The sequence below is a fragment of the Bacillus hominis genome, from assembly GCF_030348325.1.
In the GTDB taxonomy this organism is placed as follows: Bacteria; Bacillota; Bacilli; order Bacillales; family Bacillaceae_G; genus Bacillus_A; species Bacillus_A hominis.
This window is the reverse complement of the sequence record NZ_JAUCFS010000005.1, coordinates 2,209,765-2,233,748: the sequence shown is the minus strand read 5'-3', so window position 1 is coordinate 2,233,748 and position 23,984 is coordinate 2,209,765. Positions and strand designations below refer to the sequence as shown.

The following is a 23,984-nucleotide window of genomic DNA, read 5'->3' as shown; positions in this document are numbered from 1 at the left end:
TGTATTTCTTTCACTCTTCACTCAAATCTTCCCATTCTATAACTGTATGCTTATAAAGGTTTTATATATTTCAATGTTGAATTACTAATTTTAACATTGAAATGCATTACTACTAGGAGGATAACTATGAATGAAGCAGAATTTTACGCATATCACATCGTTACAAAGAAAAAAATGAATATCGGACAAATCATTCATTTTGATAAAAATCAAACTAATACCCTATATCACTTCTTTTTTGAAAGAGAACAATTAAATGCTACTGGCGAAGATTCTATTCAAATTTTAAAAAGCCATTATATAAATAACGAACTACATATAAATAATGAAAATGCTCAAGTAGTTATGAATTATATGGATCAAACAATTAGAGCTGTTAGGGAAACCATTGTCGAAATGGTTAGACTGCAAGAATTTCCTGAATATCCTTCAAGGTTGTCTTGCTTATATGCTTCCAAAAGCTATGAAGATGCTTTGAAATGGAAAGCGCTATTTGATTCTTACAATCGAGAAGTTTTGCAGATTGTTAAACTACGAGTAATCGGAAGTTCTTTTGAAGGTGACGGGAATCTTTTACCGAAAGAAGATGGTATTCCTTTCGCTCAAAAAATTGAACAAGCTAGAGAGTATTGGAAAGGAAATGTTAGAAATGAACTTCCTGAGCTATTAATTAACGGGAAAATTGAAGTGGTGGAAATTATTGATGATTTTTCAACTGCCAATAATCTGTAAATATATGAATCATGACAAAACATAAAAAAGAGTATTGAATTTACCTTCAATACTCTTTTCGTACATTTAAATTATATTTGAACAGCATAAGCTTCAATTTAATTTGAGTTAAGTTTTACAGATTAACCATTTCATAACCATTCACAAAATATGTTATTGTTTCTAGCTCATCTTCATTTAATTCTCTACCCAATTTTTGTTTATACGCTGCCTTTATCTTCTCTTCATCGCCTTTATGAGTTTCCGTATAAGTTCCTACTGTTTTAAGCAAATGAATTTCTTGTAAAAATTCAGCCCGATCTATTGCCTCTCCATGAGAAAGAATATAGGTCTCAGCATCAAATTTCTCTAATTCTTCTATTAATGTAAACGTTCGTTTCGTCGTATAGTTCCACTTCGAAGAAAAAATATCTGCATATATACAGTCTCCTAAAAACAATATCTTTTCTTCTTTTATATACATAACAACAGAGTCATGTGAATGATCTCCGCCCACATGTTTTAACACGCATGTCACTTCACCAAGGTCTAATTCAAGTTGATTCTGGAACGTTAAGGTCGGAGGAATAATTTTAATATTTCTCGCTTTTTCATTAAACTCTTTTTTGATACAATCCGCACAAAATTCAATTTCAGTACCCTCTTTTACACGTGCGTCCAACGCTTCATCTGTCCATTCATAAGAAACAAGTGTACTCATCTCTTTTTTCGTTTCAGAATGTGCAATAGACAATGCATCTTGTAGTACAGGCAATCCAAAAATATGATCCCAATGCCAATGTGTTAATGCTACGAAATCAGGATTTGATACATTCTGTTCTTTTAGCATTTCTAAAAACAATCTCGCATGTGCTTCTGAATTTCCTGCATCAATCATTAAAGTTTTTTCTTTTCCAACGACCATTCCTAATATAGGTCTATCTGTTTCAGAAACTGGTGTCATATACCAAAATGAGTTTCCTATTTTTTTAATTTGCTGCATAACTAATTCCTCCATTTTATGACTGTGTAACAATTTCCAGACGAGAAATTCCTTTATTTTGTATTTTGATTACTATTAAATAACAATGTCAGAAATGAAATCATTCTACATTTTTTATTATCTAGTGAAATATAAATACTAATTTTGACAAGGGAATCCTTTCTCAACATTTGTTACTTTTAATCTATTTTACGCTACGAATTTACATTTAAATTATATTACAATTTGTATAAATGAGATACATTTTACAATATCGAAGGGGTGTTGAACCTTGAATGCAAAGAAAACAATCGTTCCCTATTTCGGTAATGTGTTAACAGGTAAAGAGTTGATCAATCAATGAATTTAATGAGGAGGGCTACCATGTTATCAGCTGAATAAAAAGCAGCAACTATACAGTTGCTGCTTCCAACATTTCTTTTTGTATTTCAACACGTTTGATTTGGTGAGGGTCTTTAGAAAGAATTTTAAATGCATATCCTTCGCTATTTATTGTTTGCCCTTCCTCTATATCATAATTCTGCATCAGAATCCAACCACCAATCGTGTCAACATCACTATCATTCATATGTAATCCTAGTAAATCATTTAATTCGCTAATTAATACCTTACCTTCTACGACAACATGACCTTCATTCATTTGCTGGATGGGCGGACGCTCATCTTCATCGTATTCATCACGTATTTCTCCTACAATCTCTTCCAATATATCCTCAATGGTTACAATACCAGCCGTACCGCCATATTCATCATATAACACAGCCAATGGAATACGTTTCTTTTGCATTTGTAGTAAAAGATCATGTATTGGTATGGTTTCAATTGCTTCGATTACTGGACGTGTATACGATTGAATAGAACTGAATTCTTTTGTTTCCTTATTCATATAACGAATAAAGAAATCTTTCACATTCACCATACCAATGATTTCATCTTTATCTTCCCCAAATACTGGGTAACGTGTGTACTTTTCATCATGGATTATTTTCATATGGTCTGCTAAAGAATTATCTACATGTAGCCCTATAATTTCTGTACGTGGGACCATGATTTCTTTCGCAATCCGATTATCAAATTCAAAAATATTATTTACATATTTGTATTCAGCTTGATTAATTTCTCCACGTTCATAACTTTCAGAAAGAATCAGTCGTAATTCTTCTTCTGTATGTGCTACATCATGCTCTGATGCAGGTTTTAAGCCGAACATTCCTGTTATCATCCTTGCAGAGCCATTTAACAAGCGAATAAACGGATACATGATTTTGTAGAACCAGATAAGCGGAGCCGAAAGTAATAAAGTAACCTTCTCAGCCTTTTGAATCGCCAATGTTTTTGGTGCTAATTCACCAACTACAACATGTAAGTACGTCATTATAGTAAAAGCAATTCCTAAAGATAATACACCTGCAATGGAAGGATTGATGTTCCACTTATCAAATAAAGGATGTAAAAGCCTCTCAATCGTTGGTTCACCTAGTGCCCCGAGTCCCATTGCTGTAACTGTAATCCCCAATTGACAAGCTGACAAATATTCATCCAAGTTTGATGTCACTTTCTTAGCTGCCAGTGCACCCTTCTTTCCTTCTAATACAAATTGATCAATCTTTGATCCTCTTACTTTTACAATAGCAAACTCAATTGCCACGAAAAATGCAGTACATGCGACTAAAACCGCTACCATGATTAAATTAAATATGTCCAACTAATTCCCTTAGCTTCCTTGAAACTAAAGGATTCACCTCCTGATATATTTTCTCTTTCCATACCTACAATTTCATACACATTAACATGAGATTGAATACAATCTACATTCTCAAAATGATGAGGGGTACTCTGAGAAAATCGAGGTCATTTAGCCACCTATCCGAGTCAACATCTGAGTCCAATACATTTCCACCGCCTTGATTAAATTATCTATATGTTAGCATGAGAAATAAATCCCAGTCAACGTTAACATTTGAAATACCATGAAAAAGAAAACATAGTTGTAGTTTGGTTAGTTAATTTTATCCCTTTGAACCTGTCCAATTTGAAATCATCACATATTATTTATCTATATTGGAAATAACCGCTCCAGTCATGGCATCAATGTACTGGATAGCGGTCCTGGAATGACGATCACACGCTTGATAAACAAGGATATAGGATTCTGTTTCACTATCATAATTTTTGTTCCAAGCTAATTCAAAATCCAAATGATTGATAAATATTTCACTCGCTTCTTTTTTTGAAATAACCGGTTCAACAGGGATATGGCTCAATTGTTCCATATCAAAACACGGTCCACTATAATGATCAACCTGTCCTGTTTGACGATTAACAACAACCATAACTAATTCAAGTTGAATTGGTATACCATGACCGTTATGCATATGGAATGTATATGATTCTTTCATTGAAGAATCATCCTCTTCTTCCTCGTTTTCTCGAACAATCATTTGTAAATACCGATAATAATCTGGAACAATCATTTGTAAAAACGCAATGGCTTTTTGATAACATGCTTCACGACTAAGTCTAAGATTGCCACTTCGTTCATTAAACCACATAAAGCTTCTGATTTTACCAGTTTTCTTGGAAATGAAGGCTTTAACTGTATCTTCTGACTGTCTTTTGAAAAAGCCATTTATAGATAAATCCCCTTCCTTCATCTCCCAGTCCCGATTACGCCACACTATGCCCGTTTCTTCTCCCATATCTACTTCACGAATGACTTCCATCCTCTCGGTAATACCAATGATATCTTCAATAGATAAATCTCTTCGTACGGTCGTACTCGAAGGAGGAGTAAGCGAGACATATGTATGCGGAGCGTCTTCTTCATGTATAATCGTTAACGTTGGTTTCAAAACGTCAGCTTTATATTTCATAAAAAATTGCTCAGGTTCGTACACAAGACGGAGTCCATCTACTGCTACATCATGAGTAGCGGTAGACAACTTTGCAATTGTCAGTTGAAAATTAAGTCTATTTTGTACGTGTTCAACTAGTTTTTCTTTTGAAATCAACATTTTTGGAATATCATGAATCCTTTTTACACCTTTATATGTAAAGTTAACAATATTCCCCGCGAGGTCTATATCAATATAACAGCCCGCATGTTCTAACGGTAAGTCCATAACAATTTGTTCATAGTAAAAACGGTCTGCACAAGTAATTTTTTTTGTTTTATAGTATGTTAAATCTTTTAATGCTTCAGGATAATTGCTAAGTAAGAATTGTTCGGCACATTCTCTTTTTTCCTCTATATTTAAAGGCATCACATCTGAATTTTTATCGTTATTATCAATTGATAAACCCGTCAAATTACCAGATAAATCTAGGTTAATAGTAATACCCTCATCTTGTTCTTCGTTTGTCCATGAAAAAATAGCCTCCCCTTCTCCATTCTCTCGCTCAACATACTCCTCTATGATAGGTTGAAAATGACTAGGAATTTGGACCATCGATATTGCACGTTTCTTTAATTCTTCTCTTAGCAAGCAAGCCACCTCTGTATTTTTGATATTTCTTTCTCTTTCTCTTTCTCTTTCTCTTTCTCTTTCTCTTTCTCTTTCTCTTTCTCTTTCTCTTTCTCTTTCTCTTTCTCTTTCTCTTTCTCTTTCTCAACTATTTTAATGTTACATTACTTAAAAGAATTAATATATTTTCCTGCTTCTTTGAATAACGTCAGTATAATAACTACTTCGAAACCTTTTCAAGAAATCCCTGCATATTCCATTATTACATCCATTTAAATTCAATATATAAATTATAAAGAATCAGTATATTTTTCTCCATAATCAAACACTATTATTTGGACTAATCTGCCTCGCCTGTTAGTAAGCTAAAAAAAGGGTATAAAATCGGAGTGTGATAATATGGAACGTTTATGGATTCCAATAATCGTTACATTTTTTTCGTTCGGTGGATTACTATTAGGAGGTGCTGTTGGAGTAGCAACACGCCAACTAATTGAAGAAAAGATGCATCGTTTATACGCATTATGTGGCGGAATTTTACTTGGGCTATTATCACTTGAAATTATTCCTGAAACATTTTCAAGCTATGAAATCATTGGCCCTATACTTGGTATAGCTGTCGGTATTTTAGTTATGAGTTTATTAGATAACTATTGTCATCATCCTATGATACATAAAAAGGATCAACAAGCATGGCAAACCTTCCTTTTTCTCTCTTTCGCTATATTCATCCACAATATGCCGAGTGGATTTGCGTTAGGCACAGCTTTTATTAATCATAACGAATCTGCCATTCCTTTCTTGCTTGCGATTGTTATTCACCATATTCCTGAGGGATTAGCTTTAATTATCCCCTTTCTCTTTACAAAACATAAATATATTTCATTTTTATTAACCACTTTATTACTTTCTCTTATTCTCGGTACCGGTACTGTTTTTGGCATTTTGATGGAAGGAAAAGCTCTTCATTTACAAGGACTCATTATGGGAAGTGCTATCGGTTCACTTGGCTATGTCACAATTCATGAAATGCTTTGGAAAGCAAAGAAACAGCTTTCTTTCCTTACATTTCTAACATGGGCGACTAGCGGTTTTTTACTAATAACAGTATTCACTCTATTCTCTGGACACCACTAAAATAAATTCACTTTATTATTTGTATATTTTCCCTCTTTTTCCAAAACATAATAGTATCTACCTATTATAAGGAGGAACAATTATGTTTGGGAAAACAGCCGGTGAAGCATTAGTTGATCTATTAATTGACTGGGGAGTAGAACACATATACGGAATGCCTGGAGATTCCATCAATTCTATAATTGAAGCTTTAAGAAAAAAACAAGATAAAATTAAATTTATTCAAGTTCGCCATGAAGAAGCTGGTGCATTAGCAGCGGCTGCCTATGCAAAATTAACAGGAAAACTTGGTGTTTGTATGGCAATCGCAGGACCTGGCGCTATTCATTTATTAAACGGTTTATATGATGCGAAACTCGATAAAGCCCCTGTACTAGCAATTTCAGGACAAGTGGAATCTGATTTACTCGGAACAGATTTTTTCCAAGAAGTAAACTTAGAAAGAATGTTTGATGATGTCGCGGTTTATAACCAGCGCATCATGTCAGCAGAACAACTACCTGCTGTAGTGAATCAAGCGATTCGAATGGCTTATACGAAAAAAGGGGTATCTGTTCTTACTATTCCAGATGATGTTCCTAAATTCGAAGTGAAAAATGGTGCTCGTGTTACAAACACTTCTTTTACATTGCCTGAGTTATTTCCGCAAGAAGAAGATTTACATGCAGCGAAACTCGCAATAAATGAAGCAAAAAAACCTGTTATTTTAGCTGGGAAAGGAGCAAAGCATGCGAGAGAATCTTTACTTGCATTCGCAGAACATATCGGTGCTCCAATCGTACTTACATTACCCGCTAAAGGAATCATCCCTGATGAACACCCTCTTTGTATTGGTGGATTAGGATTAATTGGAACGAAACCATCTTATGAGGCAATGAAGCATGCGGATACTTTAATTATGGTTGGTACTTCTTATCCGTTCACTGGTTTCTTACCTGAGAAAGCAAAAACACTTCATATTGATACAGATCCTGCTCAAATCGGGAAACGTTATGCGACCGACATCGGCTTAGCTGGTGATGCTGATAAAACATTAAAATGGTTAATTGAAAATGTAGAAAAACATGAAGACCATTCCTTCTTAGAGCATCATCAAGAAATGATGAAAAAGTGGGAAGAAAAATTACACAATCAAGAAGAAGATTCTTCGACTCCAATTAAACCACAGCGAGTTATGCATGCACTGCAGAAAGTAGCAGAAGATGACGCAATTCTTTCAGTCGATGTTGGAAATGTAACAGTATGGACGGCAAGGCACTTCCGTATGACGAATCAGCAATTTATCATTTCTAGTTGGCTTGCAACACTTGGCTGCGGTTTACCTGGTGCACTTGCTGGACAAATTGCTTTCCCAGATAAACAAGTGTTTGCAGTTTGTGGTGACGGCGGGTTCGGAATGACAATGAATGACTTCGTAACAGCTGTTAAATATAAACTGCCAATCGTTGTAGTCGTATTAAATAATAATAAAATCGCCATGATTAAATTCGAACAAGAGGTTATGGGTAATATCGAATTCGGCACAGACTTAACAAATCCTGATTTCGCAAAATACGCAGAAGCTTGTGGTGGTATTGGATACCGCGTCGAACAGTTAGATGACTTACTCCCTGCTTTTGAAAACGCAGTAAAACAAAATAAACCATGTATTATTGATGTAGTTGTAGATGTAAATGAAGCGCCAATGCCCGCAAAAATCACATTTGGGCAAGCAGCTGGTTATACGAAACATATGATAAAAGAATTATTTGAAGAAGGTAAGATTGATTTACCTCCACTTTAAACGAAAAAAGATAGCTGAAAACAATTTGTCTTCAGCTATCTTTTTTTATTTTTGTACCTCTCTATAAAAAGAAAAATCATTCACATTAGACTGTATTTGCTTCTCTACTTTCACTTCTTTATTTTCCCTCTTCGGCCTTCTCACATTTCCTAGCTTAATTGCATCTTGCATACTATTACTAATATCACGAATGATTTATTGAGTATTCACATTAATATTATCTACTTAATCAATCTTTTTCAAAATGGATTCCTTTTGTCTCTTATCAATATTCATATGTTACAATAGTACCAGTAGTATCAGTAAAACCATCAAAACAATTCGAGCAACCACCACAACCGCCACAGCCGCCACAACTAAAGCAACCGAAGCAACCAAAACAACGGAATCCACCACAACGAAATCCACCGCCACCACCACAACGACCACAACCGCCACAACGACCACAGCCACCACAGCCACCACAGCGACGAGCAGCATCTTCTATATAGTAATATGGATATTGATTTTGCTGGTCCCAATACACAATATTTCCAGAATGGTAATCATTCAGGCTTAACGCTTGTAGTTCTTGTTGAAACTTATTCATTTTCATGACCTCCGTTTGTTAACTACAACCCCATCGATGTTTTCCTATATTTCTGTTTGTTAAATCTAAGTAGAAATAGCGCTATAAACTAAGTTCAATACGTACACCAACAAAATATGACCTATCACTAGATGATGCACCTTGTTTATATACCTATTTTTATTTTTTTACTATGGATTCATTTTTATAAATGGAAATTATAATTTTCCTGGTGCACTTGCTGGAACAATTGTTTTTCCGGATAAACAATTATTTGCAGTTTTACCTCCACTTAAAAATATAAAAGAAAGGTAGCTGAAAACTTATTATTTCCAGCTACCTTTCTCTATTTTGATACCTCTCTATGAAATGAAAAATCGTTCACGGTAGGCTGTGTTTGTTTCTCTACTTTCCCTTCTTTCTTTTCCCTCTTTGGCCTTCTCACATTTCCTAGTTTAATCGCATCTTGCATACTATTACTAATCAAATTTCCAGATAAGATTGTCATACTATAAAAAAGTATTGGTATTACCACGATCCAAGTATGAGTAGTTAAATGACGGAAATTTTGACCAATTAATCCTGTCCATTCTTTTGTTACACTATCTGCCTCTGTACCAAAGATTATTGTTCCACCAAAAAACAATTGCAACAAACCAAGGTGTAAGAGAAGTAATAAAGTGCTTACAAATTGCTGAGCTACTAACAAAAGAAATGATGATAACATATGCGGCCATACATGGCGTTTCAGTCTCTGCCACTTATTTCCGCCAAGCACTGTTGCCGCCAACATAAATTCTTCTTTCTTAATACGTTTGACTTCTTGCGCTACATACAACATAACTGTTGGTACTGCAAGACATGTAAGAACTAAAATTTGAAACGTAACTCGCAAATGAAACGGAGCAGCTACCTCCCCACTGTCGAACATTAAAACTGTCTTTAATATAAAATAGGAAATCATAATCATCGGTACGATACTAAACGGATCAAAAAAAGATGAGATAACTGGAAATGAGCGTTTACTGTACATACCAAGTAATAAACCAATAGCTCCCCCAATCACTACACGTAAAACTGCGATAACTATACTCGCTCCTACGGTCCATTTTGCCCCTTCTATTATTAATTGAAATAGATCGCGGCCTTTCACATCACTTCCGAACCAAAATTTACTCGATGGTGAAAACGGAGCAACCTTTAATTCTCCTTTTTCGTCATACATCATCGTTAGTTCACGAATATTCCCATCGAAAAACAACGTATTCCCAATACTAGTAATCATAAGGACACTTAAAAAAGTTACACCAAACCAAAATCTTATATCTCTTTTTACAACTTGCCACATATTACGCATCCTCCTGTATTACATTTTGTAAGAACGTATGTAATAAGCGAAATATGATAAAGATCGGTACGTATAATATAATTAAACTTACTGTGAAAATTTCTATATTCGAATATTCTTTTACGAATACAAACATTCCATATGTGTTAAAAATCCATTCAATAATATATAGATTGGATAGCATAAATAAAATATTTGTTTTTGCATAATAGACTGTTGTTAACAAGACATTCCTTGAAATATGGTGCGTCAAAATATGTCTTAAACTTAGTCCTTTGCTCTTTGCAAATATACTATAATCTTTCTCTAATTCTTCCCTAAAACGTAATAATAGTAGCTTCATAAATAATAACGTTGTAGGTATAGCAAGACATATTATTGGTAACAAACGTACTTTTTCTTCTCCTAATCCAGCAAGTTTGATAGGCATAAAACCTGTTTTTTGAAAAATAATTATGACAAGAAGTTGCGATAATAAAATAAGTAAAATATCTGGTATGCTTTCAAGCGCAAGAAAAATCCCGTTCCATATTCTTTGTTTCATAGGAGAACGCTGTAGTACAAAAACAACAAGTACATACGCTATACATAAAGAAAGTAAAAAAGCCGAAAGAAATACTATCATCGTTTCAATATAATGGGTCCAAATTTGCGGGAACAATTTTTTCGGTACCTGAAACCCATATGTAATTTCAGCTGGGTGAAGTACTTTCTCTCCTACATATATGATTGCATTCCAAAAACCGATTAAATCAATTTGCAATCCCTTAAATAACCGAGGGAGCGCACCTAGACAGATAATACATAAGATTGCAGCAAATAACTGTAAACAAGTAACCCCACACCACTTACCAATTCGAATGAACATAACTATTACCCCTTACTTTTAGAAAGAATATTCAGAATTTAAAACCCAGATATATTACATCTCTTCAGCTACACCCTGCTCTCTCTTTTGCCCACTAGGTAAAAGAGCTTGATATAAACACGTAACAAATAATAATAAACCAAATAAAATAATATACAATGTATCTGCACTAATCCATTTTGGGAACAACATTGCTATGGCGCCAAGAGATAACAGTTGGAATCCTGTCGTTAATGGGCTAAATAAACTTTGTTACGAAATAACTGTAGCATTTCTTCCGACAAAATATTGTTATTTCAGTCATTTCTAGGAAGTTATATTATATTTTTCGACTATTATCCAATCTTTTCCTTCTTTATAAAGAACATCCTATAAAAAAGACCCCTGTTATGAAAACAAGAGTCTTTTTTTACTATTTCGCCACTTCTTCTCTCGGCATTACCATACCTTTATAGAGTTGGACAGTAATCCAATAATAAATGAAATAAATTACTATGAAGATTCCTATTGGCATCCACACTTTTACAAACGGGTCAACTAATATGAAGCTGAATAAGTTAAGCCCTACTAAAACGTGGGAAATTCCAATAATTGCTGGGAAGATAAATAAATATGAGATTTCTTTATATATACTTTTTGTTAACATACTACGTCTCACACCAATTTTCCGCAGCATTTCATATCGGCGTACGTCACGAGAAGCACCTGTTAATATTTTGAACATAAGGGAACTTGCCATCATAGCTAAAAAGGCAATTCCGAGGAAAAATCCCATAAACATTGTTCCGCTCATGAAACTGTTCATAAACTGATAAATTGTCATTTTCGTATATAGTTCTACTTTTGCGCCTGTTGTTTTTTCAATTAATTCTTTTTGTCTCTTATCTATGTCGAGTAACAATGGTTTATATTTTTTCATATCGTCTACTCTTACTAGCATTACACTATGTTCTGTTCCTTGAACTGCTTTGTAGTGTTCTTCATCAGCAATTCTTACAGGTTTTCCGTTAAATTGATTATGTGTAATTTGTATTTCTCTTACAACTGCATCTTCCCAATCTTTTGGCATAGGAGGAAGCTTTTTCGCTGCTTCGGGAGCTTCCAAAGCAGAATAGACAGGTTCAGTTAAAGGTTCAGCCACACGTTTACGTGCAGGCTCTTTTAAAGTTTTTGTATCAAAATGATCGGAAACAAGTGGCGGTTTTGCAGTTAAGTCGTTACGTAAATAATAAACCGCCTCTCCATCTACCTTATACTTATACTTGCTTTCCTCAACAATTTGCATTTCTTTTAATGCTGCTGTATCTTGTTCATTTGGATCATGAATTACGACATCATATACACGTGAAAAGTCTGTCATAATGCCTACATTTTTTTGAAATGCCATACCTGCTGTCATCGCACCTGCACCTAATGCAATTAACATCGCTACAGTACCTAGTACTCTCGATAAACTAGTTACTCGAAAACGTAACTGTGCATAAGTAAAACTATTTAAGCCCGTTTCATTTCGTTTTTTATTCCCCTTAATTTTCATTACAAAAAGTGGAAGTAATGAGTTAAAAATGAAATACGTTCCTAATGTCGTAACGATTGTCGCTATTATAAATCCTAGTTCAGCAAACATTTTTATATTTACCATAAAATAGTATCCTGCACTTACTAGTAACACACCTAGTACTGTCATAATAACAGTACGAGTTTTGTTTTTCTTAACCTCATCTTGCGTTTCGTCTTCACGTATTAACTCTAATTCTGTTTTACGTAATAATCGGAAACTATTCATTAAACCAGTAATGAAAAATAATATTACGAAGAAAATAGATGTAACTAATATAGCTGGTGTGTACACAGATGCGTAATTACCTTTTGCTGAAATTTCCATTCCATTCATTAAAAAATTCCCTGCTACACTAGCAAGTACTATTCCTACTAAAATACCGATAATAATACTGACAATACCCATACCAAACGTCTCAATAAATAATAATTGCGCTACTTTTTTCTTTTTCGCCCCAAGCATCATGTACATCCCGAGTTCTTTTCTTCTTAATGTAAGTAAAAAAGAATTGGCATATATGATGTAAAAAACTGTAATGAAAGAAAGTAATATTGCACCAACCCAGAAGACGAGCCTAATACTACTAATGAGGCTATTATCTTTTGTAAATTCACTATTCATCGCCATCGTTTGGAACATGTAAAAAATACTAATACTAATGACTAGACCAATAAGTAAAACCATATAATCCTTTAACATTTTTTTCATACTATGACGTGATAATTTGAATAACATAGTCTCGCCCCCTTACTTCGACTCAGTTGCTGAGCCCATTTGGGCAAGCACACCTAAAATATCTTGATAGAAATTTTCTCGTGTTCCTTGACGATTTAACTCTTTATAAAGAAGTCCATCCTGAATAAATAAAATACGTTCACAATAGCTCGCACTAAATGCATCGTGTGTTACCATCAAAATACTTACATTGTGATTTTCATGTAAATCTTGCATCGCTTCTAATAAACTTTTTGCATTTTTACTATCGAGCGCTCCTGTTGGTTCATCTGCTAATACGATTGCTGGATTATGTACTAAAGCTCGTGCTGCCGCTGTTCTTTGTTTTTGTCCACCAGAAACGGATGACGGATATTTCGTTAAAATTTCAGTAATCCCTAATTTCTTTGCTACTCCATTTACTTTTCCAGTAATCTCACTTGAAGGTACGCCTTGCAGAGAAAGTGGTAAAGCGATATTTTCATAAATTGATAAGTTTTCTAGTAAATTAAAATCTTGAAAAATAAATCCTAATTTTTGAGAGCGAAAATCTGATAATGCATTCCCCTTCATAGAAGTAATATTTGTGCCAGCTATTGTTACACTACCACCTGTCGCTTGATCCAGTGTACTAATGACATTAAGTAAAGTCGTTTTTCCAGATCCAGAAGGACCCATAATCCCAACGAATTCTCCTTCTTTAATACTTAGTGATACACCCCTTAACGCTTTCGACTGATTCTCATTTCTTTTCCCATACGTTTTTTCTACACTTTCTACTGTTACTACATTTGTTGACATCTCATTCACTCCATCCCTTTTGTATAGTATTAATTTCCCATATATTTCTTATATTTTTCTCATAAAAATTCTTAAGAATTTTTAATTTTTTCAACCACACATTGAAATACATAAGAAATACGAACGATTTCTCTACTTAATATTCTCATTTTTCTAAAATCCGTTCATTCGATTTCCCTTACATTTACCTTACATTTTTGTAAGGTAAAAATAAAACACACCACTTCATAAGAGCATTTCTTTGTAATGAGAAATGTTTTTTATTTTTGTCAAAATTAAAAGGATATTTCAATAACAATAATAACATAATAAAAAACAATACAATTTTATTGTAAAACGATAAATCGTATGATAAAATCATGTTGTCATTAAATAAACGAGGTGCTTTTTATGAAACAAGTTACGACACTCTTTTTAAAGCTAGCTATTATTTTTATAGGAATCCCAGTTCTTGCATTGTGCATATTTTTGGTGCCTAAGATCGGGAATTTTGCTGAAGAATTATATCCAGATATTGCTTATATGCAATATCTCGTTTTAATCGATATGTACGCGGCAACGATACCTTTTTACTTTGCTCTGTATCAAGCTTTTAAACTTTTAAGCTATATTGATAAGAGCCAAGCGTTCTCGGAATTATCGGTAAAGGCTTTAAAGAATATAAAATACTGTGCCATCACGATCAGTACCTTGTACTTGCTAGGTATGCCACTCTACTATCTCATGGCGAAAAAAATTGACCCTCCAAGTTTCATACCAATCGGATTGGTCATTATTTTCGCCTCTATGGTGATCGCCGTTTTTGCTGCTGTTCTCCAAAGACTTTTACAAGAAGCTATTAATATAAAATCAGAAAATGATTTAACGGTCTGAGGTGGAGGATATGGCAATTATTATTAATATTGATGTGATGTTAGCAAAACGAAAAATGAGCGTAACGGAGCTTTCGGAGAGGGTCGGGATTACGATGGCGAATCTTTCCATTCTGAAAAATGGGAAAGCAAAAGCGGTTCGTTTTTCAACATTAGAAGCGATATGTAAGACTTTAAATTGTCAACCAGGTGATATTTTGGAGTATAAAAGCGACGAATACACTCAATAAAAACAAGCATAACCCCGTCCTACATTTAGAATGGGGTTATGCTTGTTTGGGTTTTTAAAATTAAATACCTTTATTGTCATTTTATATAACGCTATTCTTTAAATATTACAGAAACAACGTTATTTCAAAGCAATATATTTGTCGTTTTGAGGAATGTAGTGATAAAAAACATAAAAAATAGGCGTATCAAGCAAAGTGTTGATACACCTTAAAACTACTTTGTTAAACAACATGCGTCGTCGTGTAGTATATCTTATATATCTTTAATTACTTTAAATTCAGTATTACATATTAATGGTGTTTTTTATTATCAATCTCATTTCCTATTTTTTATTTCCTCTTTCATACTTTCCACAAACGCATCTAATTCAATAACTTCTGACTTCTCTTCACCATATTTTCGGACATTTACAGCTTCGCTTTCCATTTCCTGATCCCCAATAACGAGAACATAAGGAACTTTTTGCATTTGTGCTTCTCTTATTTTATATCCTAATTTTTCATCTCTTATATCTCGCTCAACTCGAATTCCAGCTTGTGCTAACTTGTCTGCAACCTCATTTGCATATTGTACATGAACTGCATTTGAAACTGGAATTACTTTCACTTGAACCGGTGCCACCCACGCTGGGAACGCGCCTCCAAAGTGTTCAATTAATATCGCTAAGAAGCGGTCTAAAGATCCTAAAACTGCTCGGTGAATGACAACTGGTCTTCTCTTTTCATTATTCTCATCTATATAATTTAAATCGAATTTCTCGGGCATTTGGAAATCTAGTTGGACTGTTCCGCATTGATGACTTCTATTTAAAGCATCTTTAATATGGAAATCGATTTTCGGTCCGTAGAATGCACCGTCACCTTCATTTAGTCTATATTTATAATTTAATGATTGTAATACATTTTCTAATGCCGATTCTGCTTGCTCCCATAATTTAGCGTCACCCATTGAATCTTCTGGACGAGTAGAAAGTTCTACTTCATATTGGAATCCAAAAGTTTTATACACATAATCAATTTGTTTCAATACTGACTTAATCTCACTTTCTATTTGTTCTGGTGTTACAAATAAATGAGCATCATCTTGACAGAAAGTACGAACTCTTAATAATCCGTTTAAAGCGCCACTAAATTCATGTCGATGCACTTGACCGAACTCACACATGCGAATCGGTAATTCTCGATAAGAATGCAATTTGTTTTTAAATATAAGCATATGACCCGGGCAGTTCATCGGTTTTAACGCAAAGCTTTTATGATCTACTTCCGAGAAATACATATTGTCTTTATAATGGCCCCAGTGTCCTGACTTCTCCCATAATTCTTGGTTCATCATAAATGGAGTGCGTACTTCTTGGTAATCATACTCTTTTTGAATTTCTCTTAAAAACGCTTCTAATTCATTTCGAATGATTTGCCCTTTCGGTAAATAAAATGGCATTCCTGGCGCTTCTTCTGAAAACATAAATAATTCAAGTTCACTACCTAGTTTTCGGTGATTCCTCTTTGCCGCCTCTTCAACAAAATGTAAATGCTCTTCTAAGTCTTTTTGAGAAGAAAACGCAACACCATATATACGCTGAAGCACTTGATTATTACTATCTCCTCTCCAATATGCTCCTGAAACATGAGTTAATTGGAATGCTTTCAAATAACCTGTAGATGGTAAATGAGGTCCTCTACATAAATCTATAAATTCACCTTGTTTATAAATAGTTACACTTTCATCATTAGGAATTGCTTCTAACAGTTCTAATTTCAAACTATCATTCATTTCTTGAAACAGTTTTTTTGCTTCTTCCCGAGAGATTTCAACTCGTTCTATCTTTACATTTTCATTTATAATATTTTTCATTTCTTTTTCGATTTTCGGTAAGTCTTCTACGTTTACACTGCTTGGAAGATCCATATCATAATAAAATCCATTTTCAATAACAGGTCCTACCCCCAGGTTTATGTCACCATACATTCTTTTTACAGCTTGCGCTAAAATATGTGCAGCGGAGTGTCTTGCAATTTTTACCCCTTCATCTGAATCCATAGTAATGATTTCAACATTCGCATTTCCTTCAATATTACGGTGTAAATCAAATAACTGATCGTCTACTTTTCCTGCGACTGCTTTCTTTTTTAAACTACTACTAATGGATCCTGCAATTTCTTCTAAAGTAATTCCTTTTACAAATTCTTTAACACTACCATCTGGAAATTTAATTTCAATCATCTGTTCTTTCATTTTTCATCTCTCCATTTCATAATAAAAAGCACACTCATCCCTAAAATAGGGACGAGCGTGCTTTTACCCGTGGTTCCACCCAGATTCCCATCACAAATTGCAATGGCTTCTTTTACGGTAACGTCGTTTACACGGCACTAGATACTTAATTTCCCCAGTGCAGCTCTAAGGTGGTAAGTTATTTTTCTGCGTTAGGAAGCTCTCAGCTTTCCTTCCTTCTCTGTATAACCGTTTAAAATAACTCGTGTCCTTTTCTTCGCTTATTATGAAATTGAATGCAAAAAAGCATATTCATCCCTAGTAAATAGGGACGAATATGCTTATATTCGTGGTTCCACCCAGATTCCCATTACAAAAAACATAATGGCTTCTTTTGCGGTAACGTCGCTTACACGGCACTAGATACTTAATTTCCCCAGTGCAGCTCTAAGGTGGTAAGTTATTTTTCTGCGTTAGGAAGTTCTCAGCTTTTCTTCCTTCTCTGTATAACCGTTTAAAATAACTCGTGTCCTTTTCTTTGCTTTTAAAAGTACATCCATTAATTGTTATTTACTATATCTTATTCATTTTATTTTTGCAAGTGTTTAAAAAACATTTTTTATTTAATAACAAGGCTCTGTTAAATTTTAATGTTGATTTTTAAATAAATTAGTGAGAAACCTAAGTTTAAAGGTTTCCCACTAATTCCTATATTTTCGCTATTAAGAGCTACTTTTTAACCAAGTAATAATACGAAGAACCTGAAATGGTTCAAACCAAGTAATTAAAAACATAACAACAAAGAAAGAAAGAAGTGATATGAATTTTATGGTTCCCACTTCCCGTTTAGCAATTGCTATAAAACTTAATACAATTCCTACTAAAGAAGAAATAAAGCCTAAAAGGACAATGGGTTCAGAATAGCCAACTATTATCCAATTTAATCCGAATAATAATAGCCCTATAACCATAAAAGTTATTGACAATATACTAAATCTTTTCACAATTCCACCTCCAAATATGATTTTACCATTTTAAGGGGTGAACGATAATCATTTTTTATTTGCCTAAGAATGAACAATTACACGATAAACTTAAATAAACATAAACTCTCATAAATATCTGACATTTCAAATACAAACGACGATAATAGAAATTCCTTAATATTATGTTTAGTACTTTCATTACTACGACTATCGACAAACAAGAACCAAAACAGGTAGTTATCCAGATATTTTGTAGCTACACCTTTATTTACCTTTAACAGAGCCAATAAAAAAAGAAACCAAAAATCCATTTTTGGTTTCCCCTTCTCTTTATTACCAATCTTGTGGTTCGTAATTTAAGTCTGAAAATAGTCGTTTTTTCTCTTTTTTCGATAAATCTCTCCACTGTCCAACCGGTAAATTATTCAATTCAATATTCATAATTCTCGTACGTTTTAACGTATATACTTGATAACCTAAAGCTTCACACATACGGCGAATTTGGCGATTTAGCCCTTGTGTCAAAATAATTTTGAACTCATATTTTGATAACTGTGTAATCTCACAAGGAAGAGTTTTTGTATCTAAAATTTTAACCCCTGCTGCCATTTTCTCTAAAAACTCCGGTGTAATCGGTTTATCTACTGAAACGATATATTCTTTCTCATGCTTGTTTTCAGCACGTAAAATTTCATTAACAATATCGCCATCATTCGTTAACAAAATTAAGCCGTCTGAGTCTTTATCAAGACGTCCAATATGACTAATTCGTAAAGGATGATTCACTAAATCGATAATATTACCTTTTACAGCTTTTTCACTCGTACATGTAATACCTACTGGTTTATTTAAAGCTATATACACATGATCTCGAGCAATACGAAGTTGCTCTCCATTTACGCGCACGTCATCACCTGGATTTACTTGGTCACCAATTTTTGCAACCTTACCGTTAATAATTACTCTTCTTTCATTAATTAGTTTATCTGCTCCACGTCGAGACGCTTTTCCAGCTTCACTAATAAATTTATTTATACGCAAATTAGGCACATCCTTTTCTAAAAAAAATTTCAAGCTCACACTGCTTCTACCCTACAATAAAAAAGGGTAAGCCTCCTATTATAACTTAAATATATTAACATGAAAGGGTATATGACGTCTTCCTTTAATTACATGTTTATGAGAAAATAATTGCTCCTCTTTTCCTTTTCACTTTAAACTATTTTGCAGTCCATAGATTTACATTTGAATATAACATCATTTATTTACTTTTTTCATAGATAATATACCGATATAAGTTTGATTAATAATGCCTAAATAACTCGTAATATGTGAAATACAAAAAAAGAATCCTTTTGAAAATAATCAAAATGGATCCTTCTTCAGCTCAAATAATACTAGTTTTTATACAAAAGGGTTTTTAATAATTATAACCTTTAATTGAAAACATCGTTCAACAAACAAAATAATCTCAAAACCCCTAATTTTTTACGCTTCAATATTTTCTTCACATACTCCAAAAAGAAGCCCTTGATTATCTATACAATAAGCAAAGTAACCCCAATTAGGAATAGCAGTTTTCGGTACAACTACTTGTCCACCATTTTCAATAACTTTATTTATGTACTCATCAACTGAAGGTACTTCAATCGAATTAGTCGTCCTAGTAGCACCATCAGGGGATTTCATTAGTCCACCATCGATACCGGGTCTATCACTTTCACCTGTAATTATGAACCAATAGTCATGTGGCCCAGGCATTTTTTCAAACTTCCATCCAAAACTTTTTGTATAAAATTGAATAGCTTCTTCAGGGTTTGGAACTTGAATTTCAAATCTTAAAACTTTACCCATTTTAACTCCCCCTCTTGTTCTTGTACAAAACAATTATACAAGAACAAATGTTCTATATCAACTTTATCTAAACCAGATACTTTAACAAGTTCTAACTTTATTTCGAAACGGTAACAGACCATTCTTCCTTCCGAATAATTTTCTTTCCATTTATACTTTCAACATACTCATTTACATTTGCTAACTGATATAACTCAGGGAAAATTTCTTTCATATAACGTTCATGTGCTACTTCATCTTTCCAATAAGTTAACACTATGTAACGATTTTCATTTTTTAAAGACTTCCCAACTACTCCACCTAACATTCCTTTTATTTTTTCCATTTCTTTATCCCAAATTGTTTCTTGCTTATGTAAAAATTGATTTCCTTTCTGTTGTTTTACATCACAAATAGCAACTCTTACAAAAGATCCTTGTGTAATAACATCTTTCAAAGGAATATCATTTATATCATACAACGTTTGAAATAGTTCAATTTCACATGAAAAAAACGTATCTTTTTGATTACTATTTAAATAAATTGTATCGTGAGCACCATTCATAAATGATTGATATGCATTTCTATCTTCCCATAAAGTATATACACATGCCTCGTCTTCATTCCACCCACCAAATTGTCCATGAAATCCATCTAAATGCTGTAAGTCACGCCATTTTTCTTGCGCATCAGAAAACAATTCCCTTTTCTCTTCTTCCACTTTACAGTAAATTGTTTTTAGTAACATTTCTAATTTCCCCCTATAATACAATCTCTCTCTTACAATAATCAATTTACATAATAAAACTATGGTAACTAAAGATTTTTACTTTTGTACAAATATACAAACAATCATTTTTTAGCACTATATCTATCAAACCATCTATCTATTTTAATTTCAAATAATTCGGAACATAAAAAAAGATGTAACCCTATACGAATTACATCTCAATCTTATCTCCCTTGTATATCTATTGCTCAAATAAATAATAAGTAATCTCTCCCGGATAATGTAATACAGTTACTTTCCGATTCCCTTTTTTAAAACTAACAGTATGTCCGTTTTCCCCTAAGTTCTCCCATCCGTTTGCCTCCGTAATAGGCATAACACTTATATATTGATAAGTCTCTTCATTATCATCATTAACATGTATCGCTGACATTGGTACTGGAAAATCTTCAATTTTGGATTCTTTGCTCATATATATGAGTGCAAGTAAACCAACTAATAACATAGCCGTTGCAATACTTGAAGCTCGTTTTTTTCTTTTCGTTCCCACTAAAAATCCTCTTTTCTTACATAATATCTTCATTATTTTACTAGTTTTAATTATTCGTGTATAGAATAAATGTAATTCAAATCACTTCTGTACTATACTCTTTGCCCTCATTAACATTATTATTATTATATATTATAAGTTTTTAGAATTTGGAGGATTTATATATTGAAGAAATTACTTTTAAACAAATGGCTGCTTTTGGTTTCTATTCTTATTATTTCCGGCACTATTTTCTACGCAGCTAAAGATCGAAAAAATGCTAAAAAAACAACTGTAGAAACCGTTGATACCACAACGTTCCGAACTCAATTACAACCTAAAATGAATGAATGAATTAACTACTAATTATAATGACATAATTGAGAAAGATTGGTTGCCTGCCTGGGAAGAGATTAACACAAACGGAGATTCAGTAGATAAAAACAAACTATTAGTTACAATGAATGCTGTTTCCAAACAATATGAAGCAATTATTAAAGATATAGACACTATGAAAAACGAAGAAAATATAACAGAACCACATATACAAAAGCAACTAGTCTATTTCACAACTGAATTTAAGGCCGCTTCTAATTTCATGAAAAATGCAGCAGATTTGATTATAGACGGATACAACAATTCTACTCCAACCAATGAAACAATTGAAAATACAAAGCATGCTTTAGGGCTTGCAGATCAACATATTGTAATCGCTTTGTCTACTTTAAATGAAATAGAAGATAAATTAGGAATATCAAAAAAATAAATATTTTTACTATTTCAAAATAAAAAATGATTGCAATCTACTTAATGTCTATCTATAATGTTTTTATTGATTATGTATATTTACTTACATTCAATGCGTTTAAGTTATTAATTTTATAATTCGGATGAACCATTCAGGAGAAGATCTATTGATCTACCGACGGGGCAAGAAGTTGTTAAACGAACTTTGAAACTCTCAGGTCTTGGTTACAAGTAGAACTGCATGGGGACGAATCTCTGGAGAGACTCCCTCTCGCTTTTGTATAGCGCGGAGGAAAACGAGCACCGAAGGAGCAAATCCGCTACTTTAGCGGATAATCTCTCAGGTAAAAGGACAGAGACAAGCGAAAGAAAAAGCCGATTTGTATCGGTTTATTTTTCTATCCCTTGTTTCTCCAGAGACCATTTCATTTACTTGAAGTGGTTTTTATTTTTTCTAAAAAAAGGAGAATAAAGATGGAGACAGTAAGTAAAGTATTAGAACAAATGAATCATTATGTGTGGGGATTACCGACTTTGTTGCTACTAGTCGGAACTGGAATCATTCTCACAGTGCGTCTAAAAGGTTTACAGTTTAGTAAACTATTATACGCTCATAAACTTGCATTTAAAAAATCAGAAGATACATCTTCTTCTGGAGATATTAGTCACTTCCAGGCGCTCATGACAGCTATGGCTGCAACGATTGGTATGGGAAATATAGCCGGTGTCGCAACCGCTGTGACAATCGGTGGACCCGGCGCTATCTTTTGGATGTGGATTACCGCTTTGTTCGGAATGGCAACAAAGTATGCCGAGGCAATCCTTGCGGTGAAATACCGTGTTAGTAATGAAAATGGTGAATACTCAGGTGGACCGATGTATTATTTAGAGCATGGCTTAGGTAAGAAATGGCTTGCTGTTTTATTCGCTATATTCGGTACAACTGCTTCTTTCGGTATCGGTAATATGGTGCAATCTAACTCAGTTGCAGAGGCAATGCGAATTAATTTCTCTTTCCCCCCTGCTTTAACTGGTATATTAATGTCATTTTTAATCGCTATTGTCATTTTAGGCGGTGTAAAAAAAATCGGGAAAGTGACGGGATTTATCGTTCCTATTAAAGCTTTCTTTTATATAATTGCTGGTCTTATTATTATTTTCTATCACTTTGATCAAATTCCAGAAGCATTTTCACTTATTTTTTCTGGTGCATTTCAAGGTACAGCAGCTGCTGGTGGTTTTATTGGAGCAACAGTTGCATCAGCTATTCAAATCGGAATGGCGCGCGGTGTATTTGCGAACGAAGCTGGTTTAGGGAGTGCTCCTATCGCAGCCGCTGCAGCAAAAACTGATTCACCTGCAAAGCAAGCACTCGTTTCTATGACTGGTACTTTTCTAGATACGTTTATTGTTTGTACAATTACAGGACTTGTATTAATTACAACAGGGGCATGGAAATCAGGTAAAACCGGTGTTGAAGCTACAACACTTGCATTCCAGTCTGTATTCGGCACCGCTGGCAGTATGATCCTTGGTATTGCTATTATTTTATTCGCCTACTCTACTATTTTAGGCTGGTCGTATTACGGTGAGAAATGCGTCGCTTATTTATTTGGAGAAGGTGCTGTTCGATATTATAAAGCAATTTTCATCGTGATGATTGCTATTGGTGCTAATTTAAAGCTAGGCATCGTATGGACATTTGCTGATATTGCAAATGGACTTATGGCAATTCCAAACCTAATTGGCCTTATTGGATTAAGTGGTGTAGTTGTCGCTGAAACAAATCGGTTTCTACAAGCAGAAAAATTAAAGGAATTAAATAAAAAACGTGTAAGTTAATTTATTTCTAAAAGGAATGACTCATAAAGTGAGATCATTCCT

Annotated in this window: 20 protein-coding genes, 4 pseudogenes, 1 riboswitch and 2 other annotated features; of the genes and pseudogenes, 7 read left to right on the top strand and 17 right to left on the bottom strand. The window is 33.7% G+C overall.

The window, feature by feature from the left end; all coding sequences use genetic code 11:
* The first annotated feature begins 126 nt into the window (after positions 1 to 126).
* A complete protein-coding gene (locus QUF93_RS14020) occupies positions 127 to 732 on the top strand; it encodes a DUF2441 domain-containing protein (RefSeq protein ID WP_289375448.1) in 606 nt (201 codons plus the stop codon).
* A 115-nt stretch (positions 733 to 847) separates the two neighbouring features.
* Here QUF93_RS14020 and QUF93_RS14015 read toward each other — a convergent pair whose 3' ends face one another.
* The 3 genes from QUF93_RS14015 to QUF93_RS14005 form a co-directional block, all read right to left on the bottom strand.
* A complete protein-coding gene (locus tag QUF93_RS14015; RefSeq protein ID WP_289375447.1) occupies positions 848 to 1,714 on the bottom strand; it encodes an MBL fold metallo-hydrolase in 867 nt (288 codons plus the stop codon).
* Positions 1,715 to 2,105: 391 nt separating this feature from the next.
* A complete protein-coding gene (locus tag QUF93_RS14010; RefSeq protein WP_289375444.1) occupies positions 2,106 to 3,419 on the bottom strand; it encodes a hemolysin family protein in 1,314 nt (437 codons plus the stop codon).
* Between the two features lie 343 nt (positions 3,420 to 3,762).
* Positions 3,763 to 5,199 (bottom strand): YcdB/YcdC domain-containing protein, encoded by a 1,437-nt coding sequence (locus tag QUF93_RS14005; RefSeq protein WP_353050855.1) that lies wholly within the window; start codon positions 5,197 to 5,199, stop codon positions 3,763 to 3,765.
* Between the two features lie 378 nt (positions 5,200 to 5,577).
* Here QUF93_RS14005 and QUF93_RS14000 point away from each other — a divergent pair, with 378 nt between their 5' ends.
* Together QUF93_RS14000 and QUF93_RS13995 are read left to right on the top strand one after the other, a co-directional pair.
* The gene (locus QUF93_RS14000; protein ID WP_289359130.1) at positions 5,578 to 6,315 is read left to right on the top strand and encodes a ZIP family metal transporter; all 738 of its coding nucleotides are present in this window, start codon (positions 5,578 to 5,580) and stop codon (positions 6,313 to 6,315) included.
* Positions 6,316 to 6,397: 82 nt separating this feature from the next.
* Positions 6,398 to 8,098, top strand: a complete 1,701-nt coding sequence (locus QUF93_RS13995; protein ID WP_289359129.1) for a pyruvate oxidase — start codon at positions 6,398 to 6,400, stop codon at positions 8,096 to 8,098.
* A gap of 45 nt (positions 8,099 to 8,143) precedes the next feature.
* On the opposite strand, the pseudogene QUF93_RS13990 reads toward QUF93_RS13995, so the two are convergent.
* The 7 genes and pseudogenes from QUF93_RS13990 to QUF93_RS13960 form a co-directional block, all read right to left on the bottom strand.
* Positions 8,144 to 8,281, bottom strand: a pseudogene (locus QUF93_RS13990) (peptide ABC transporter permease); the annotation flags it as partial.
* A gap of 82 nt (positions 8,282 to 8,363) precedes the next feature.
* Positions 8,364 to 8,687: a heterocycloanthracin/sonorensin family bacteriocin gene (locus QUF93_RS13985; protein ID WP_289375440.1), complete on the bottom strand. Its 324-nt coding sequence runs from the start codon at positions 8,685 to 8,687 to the stop codon at positions 8,364 to 8,366.
* Between the two features lie 325 nt (positions 8,688 to 9,012).
* Entirely contained in the window at positions 9,013 to 10,014 is a 1,002-nt protein-coding gene (locus QUF93_RS13980; RefSeq protein ID WP_289375438.1) for an ABC transporter permease, read from the bottom strand.
* Position 10,015: 1 nt separating this feature from the next.
* The gene (locus QUF93_RS13975) at positions 10,016 to 10,882 is read right to left on the bottom strand and encodes an ABC transporter permease subunit (protein WP_289375437.1); all 867 of its coding nucleotides are present in this window, start codon (positions 10,880 to 10,882) and stop codon (positions 10,016 to 10,018) included.
* 54 nt (positions 10,883 to 10,936) lie between these two features.
* Positions 10,937 to 11,134 (bottom strand): annotated as a pseudogene (locus tag QUF93_RS13970) (MFS transporter); the annotation flags it as partial.
* 160 nt (positions 11,135 to 11,294) lie between these two features.
* Positions 11,295 to 13,178: an ABC transporter permease gene (locus QUF93_RS13965; RefSeq protein ID WP_289375435.1), complete on the bottom strand. Its 1,884-nt coding sequence runs from the start codon at positions 13,176 to 13,178 to the stop codon at positions 11,295 to 11,297.
* Positions 13,179 to 13,190: 12 nt separating this feature from the next.
* The gene (locus QUF93_RS13960; RefSeq protein WP_289375433.1) at positions 13,191 to 13,958 is read right to left on the bottom strand and encodes an ABC transporter ATP-binding protein; all 768 of its coding nucleotides are present in this window, start codon (positions 13,956 to 13,958) and stop codon (positions 13,191 to 13,193) included.
* A gap of 390 nt (positions 13,959 to 14,348) precedes the next feature.
* On the opposite strand from QUF93_RS13960, the gene QUF93_RS13955 reads away from it, so the two are divergent.
* Both QUF93_RS13955 and QUF93_RS13950 read left to right on the top strand, forming a co-directional pair.
* The gene (locus QUF93_RS13955) at positions 14,349 to 14,831 is read left to right on the top strand and encodes a DUF2975 domain-containing protein (protein ID WP_289375432.1); all 483 of its coding nucleotides are present in this window, start codon (positions 14,349 to 14,351) and stop codon (positions 14,829 to 14,831) included.
* Positions 14,832 to 14,841: 10 nt separating this feature from the next.
* Positions 14,842 to 15,060 (top strand): helix-turn-helix domain-containing protein, encoded by a 219-nt coding sequence (locus QUF93_RS13950; protein ID WP_002119312.1) that lies wholly within the window; start codon positions 14,842 to 14,844, stop codon positions 15,058 to 15,060.
* 316 nt (positions 15,061 to 15,376) lie between these two features.
* On the opposite strand, the gene thrS is transcribed toward QUF93_RS13950, so the two are convergent.
* The 7 genes and pseudogenes from thrS to QUF93_RS13915 all read right to left on the bottom strand — a co-directional run bounded on the left by thrS (position 15,377) and on the right by QUF93_RS13915 (position 21,410).
* Positions 15,377 to 17,296, bottom strand: coding sequence for a threonine--tRNA ligase (gene thrS, locus QUF93_RS13945; RefSeq protein ID WP_289375430.1), 1,920 nt, complete (start codon positions 17,294 to 17,296; stop codon positions 15,377 to 15,379).
* A gap of 44 nt (positions 17,297 to 17,340) precedes the next feature.
* Positions 17,341 to 17,562: a binding site (T-box leader), on the bottom strand.
* 37 nt (positions 17,563 to 17,599) lie between these two features.
* Positions 17,600 to 17,823, bottom strand: a binding site (T-box leader).
* A gap of 174 nt (positions 17,824 to 17,997) precedes the next feature.
* Positions 17,998 to 18,279 carry a hypothetical protein gene (locus QUF93_RS13940; protein WP_289375428.1) on the bottom strand — a complete coding sequence of 94 codons (282 nt, stop codon included), beginning with the start codon at positions 18,277 to 18,279 and terminating at the stop codon, positions 17,998 to 18,000.
* A 77-nt stretch (positions 18,280 to 18,356) separates the two neighbouring features.
* Positions 18,357 to 18,527 (bottom strand): annotated as a pseudogene (locus tag QUF93_RS13935) (IS1595 family transposase); the annotation flags it as partial.
* A 67-nt stretch (positions 18,528 to 18,594) separates the two neighbouring features.
* Complete coding sequence (locus tag QUF93_RS13930; protein WP_289359121.1) at positions 18,595 to 19,302, bottom strand: pseudouridine synthase; 708 nt, start codon at positions 19,300 to 19,302, stop codon at positions 18,595 to 18,597.
* A gap of 447 nt (positions 19,303 to 19,749) precedes the next feature.
* Positions 19,750 to 20,115 carry a VOC family protein gene (locus QUF93_RS13925; protein WP_289375427.1) on the bottom strand — a complete coding sequence of 122 codons (366 nt, stop codon included), beginning with the start codon at positions 20,113 to 20,115 and terminating at the stop codon, positions 19,750 to 19,752.
* A gap of 97 nt (positions 20,116 to 20,212) precedes the next feature.
* The gene (locus QUF93_RS13920) at positions 20,213 to 20,842 is read right to left on the bottom strand and encodes a YdbC family protein (RefSeq protein WP_289375425.1); all 630 of its coding nucleotides are present in this window, start codon (positions 20,840 to 20,842) and stop codon (positions 20,213 to 20,215) included.
* Between the two features lie 223 nt (positions 20,843 to 21,065).
* Positions 21,066 to 21,410: a hypothetical protein gene (locus QUF93_RS13915; protein WP_289360979.1), complete on the bottom strand. Its 345-nt coding sequence runs from the start codon at positions 21,408 to 21,410 to the stop codon at positions 21,066 to 21,068.
* A 129-nt stretch (positions 21,411 to 21,539) separates the two neighbouring features.
* Between QUF93_RS13915 and QUF93_RS13910 the strand changes: the two are divergent.
* Positions 21,540 to 22,119 (top strand): annotated as a pseudogene (locus QUF93_RS13910) (hypothetical protein).
* Positions 22,120 to 22,345: 226 nt separating this feature from the next.
* Positions 22,346 to 22,466, top strand: a riboswitch (glycine riboswitch).
* A gap of 108 nt (positions 22,467 to 22,574) precedes the next feature.
* Positions 22,575 to 23,942 carry an alanine/glycine:cation symporter family protein gene (locus QUF93_RS13905; RefSeq protein ID WP_289359118.1) on the top strand — a complete coding sequence of 456 codons (1,368 nt, stop codon included), beginning with the start codon at positions 22,575 to 22,577 and terminating at the stop codon, positions 23,940 to 23,942.
* Positions 23,943 to 23,984: the final 42 nt, after the last annotated feature.

Bases quoted from the DNA above. Each gene is read 5' to 3' on its own strand.
- QUF93_RS14020 (WP_289375448.1), top strand. From the start codon at position 127: ATGAATGAAGCAGAATTTTACGCATATCACATCGTTACAAAGAAAAAA.
- QUF93_RS14015 (WP_289375447.1), bottom strand. From the start codon at position 1,714: ATGCAGCAAATTAAAAAAATAGGAAACTCATTTTGGTATATGACACCA.
- QUF93_RS14000 (WP_289359130.1), top strand. From the start codon at position 5,578: ATGGAACGTTTATGGATTCCAATAATCGTTACATTTTTTTCGTTCGGT.
- QUF93_RS13995 (WP_289359129.1), top strand. From the start codon at position 6,398: ATGTTTGGGAAAACAGCCGGTGAAGCATTAGTTGATCTATTAATTGAC.
- QUF93_RS13985 (WP_289375440.1), bottom strand. From the start codon at position 8,687: ATGAATAAGTTTCAACAAGAACTACAAGCGTTAAGCCTGAATGATTAC.
- QUF93_RS13980 (WP_289375438.1), bottom strand. From the start codon at position 10,014: ATGTGGCAAGTTGTAAAAAGAGATATAAGATTTTGGTTTGGTGTAACT.
- QUF93_RS13975 (WP_289375437.1), bottom strand. From the start codon at position 10,882: ATGTTCATTCGAATTGGTAAGTGGTGTGGGGTTACTTGTTTACAGTTA.
- QUF93_RS13965 (WP_289375435.1), bottom strand. From the start codon at position 13,178: ATGTTATTCAAATTATCACGTCATAGTATGAAAAAAATGTTAAAGGAT.
- QUF93_RS13960 (WP_289375433.1), bottom strand. From the start codon at position 13,958: ATGTCAACAAATGTAGTAACAGTAGAAAGTGTAGAAAAAACGTATGGG.
- QUF93_RS13955 (WP_289375432.1), top strand. From the start codon at position 14,349: ATGAAACAAGTTACGACACTCTTTTTAAAGCTAGCTATTATTTTTATA.
- QUF93_RS13950 (WP_002119312.1), top strand. From the start codon at position 14,842: ATGGCAATTATTATTAATATTGATGTGATGTTAGCAAAACGAAAAATG.
- thrS (WP_289375430.1), bottom strand. From the start codon at position 17,296: ATGAAAGAACAGATGATTGAAATTAAATTTCCAGATGGTAGTGTTAAA.
- QUF93_RS13925 (WP_289375427.1), bottom strand. From the start codon at position 20,115: ATGGGTAAAGTTTTAAGATTTGAAATTCAAGTTCCAAACCCTGAAGAA.
- QUF93_RS13920 (WP_289375425.1), bottom strand. From the start codon at position 20,842: ATGTTACTAAAAACAATTTACTGTAAAGTGGAAGAAGAGAAAAGGGAA.
- QUF93_RS13905 (WP_289359118.1), top strand. From the start codon at position 22,575: ATGGAGACAGTAAGTAAAGTATTAGAACAAATGAATCATTATGTGTGG.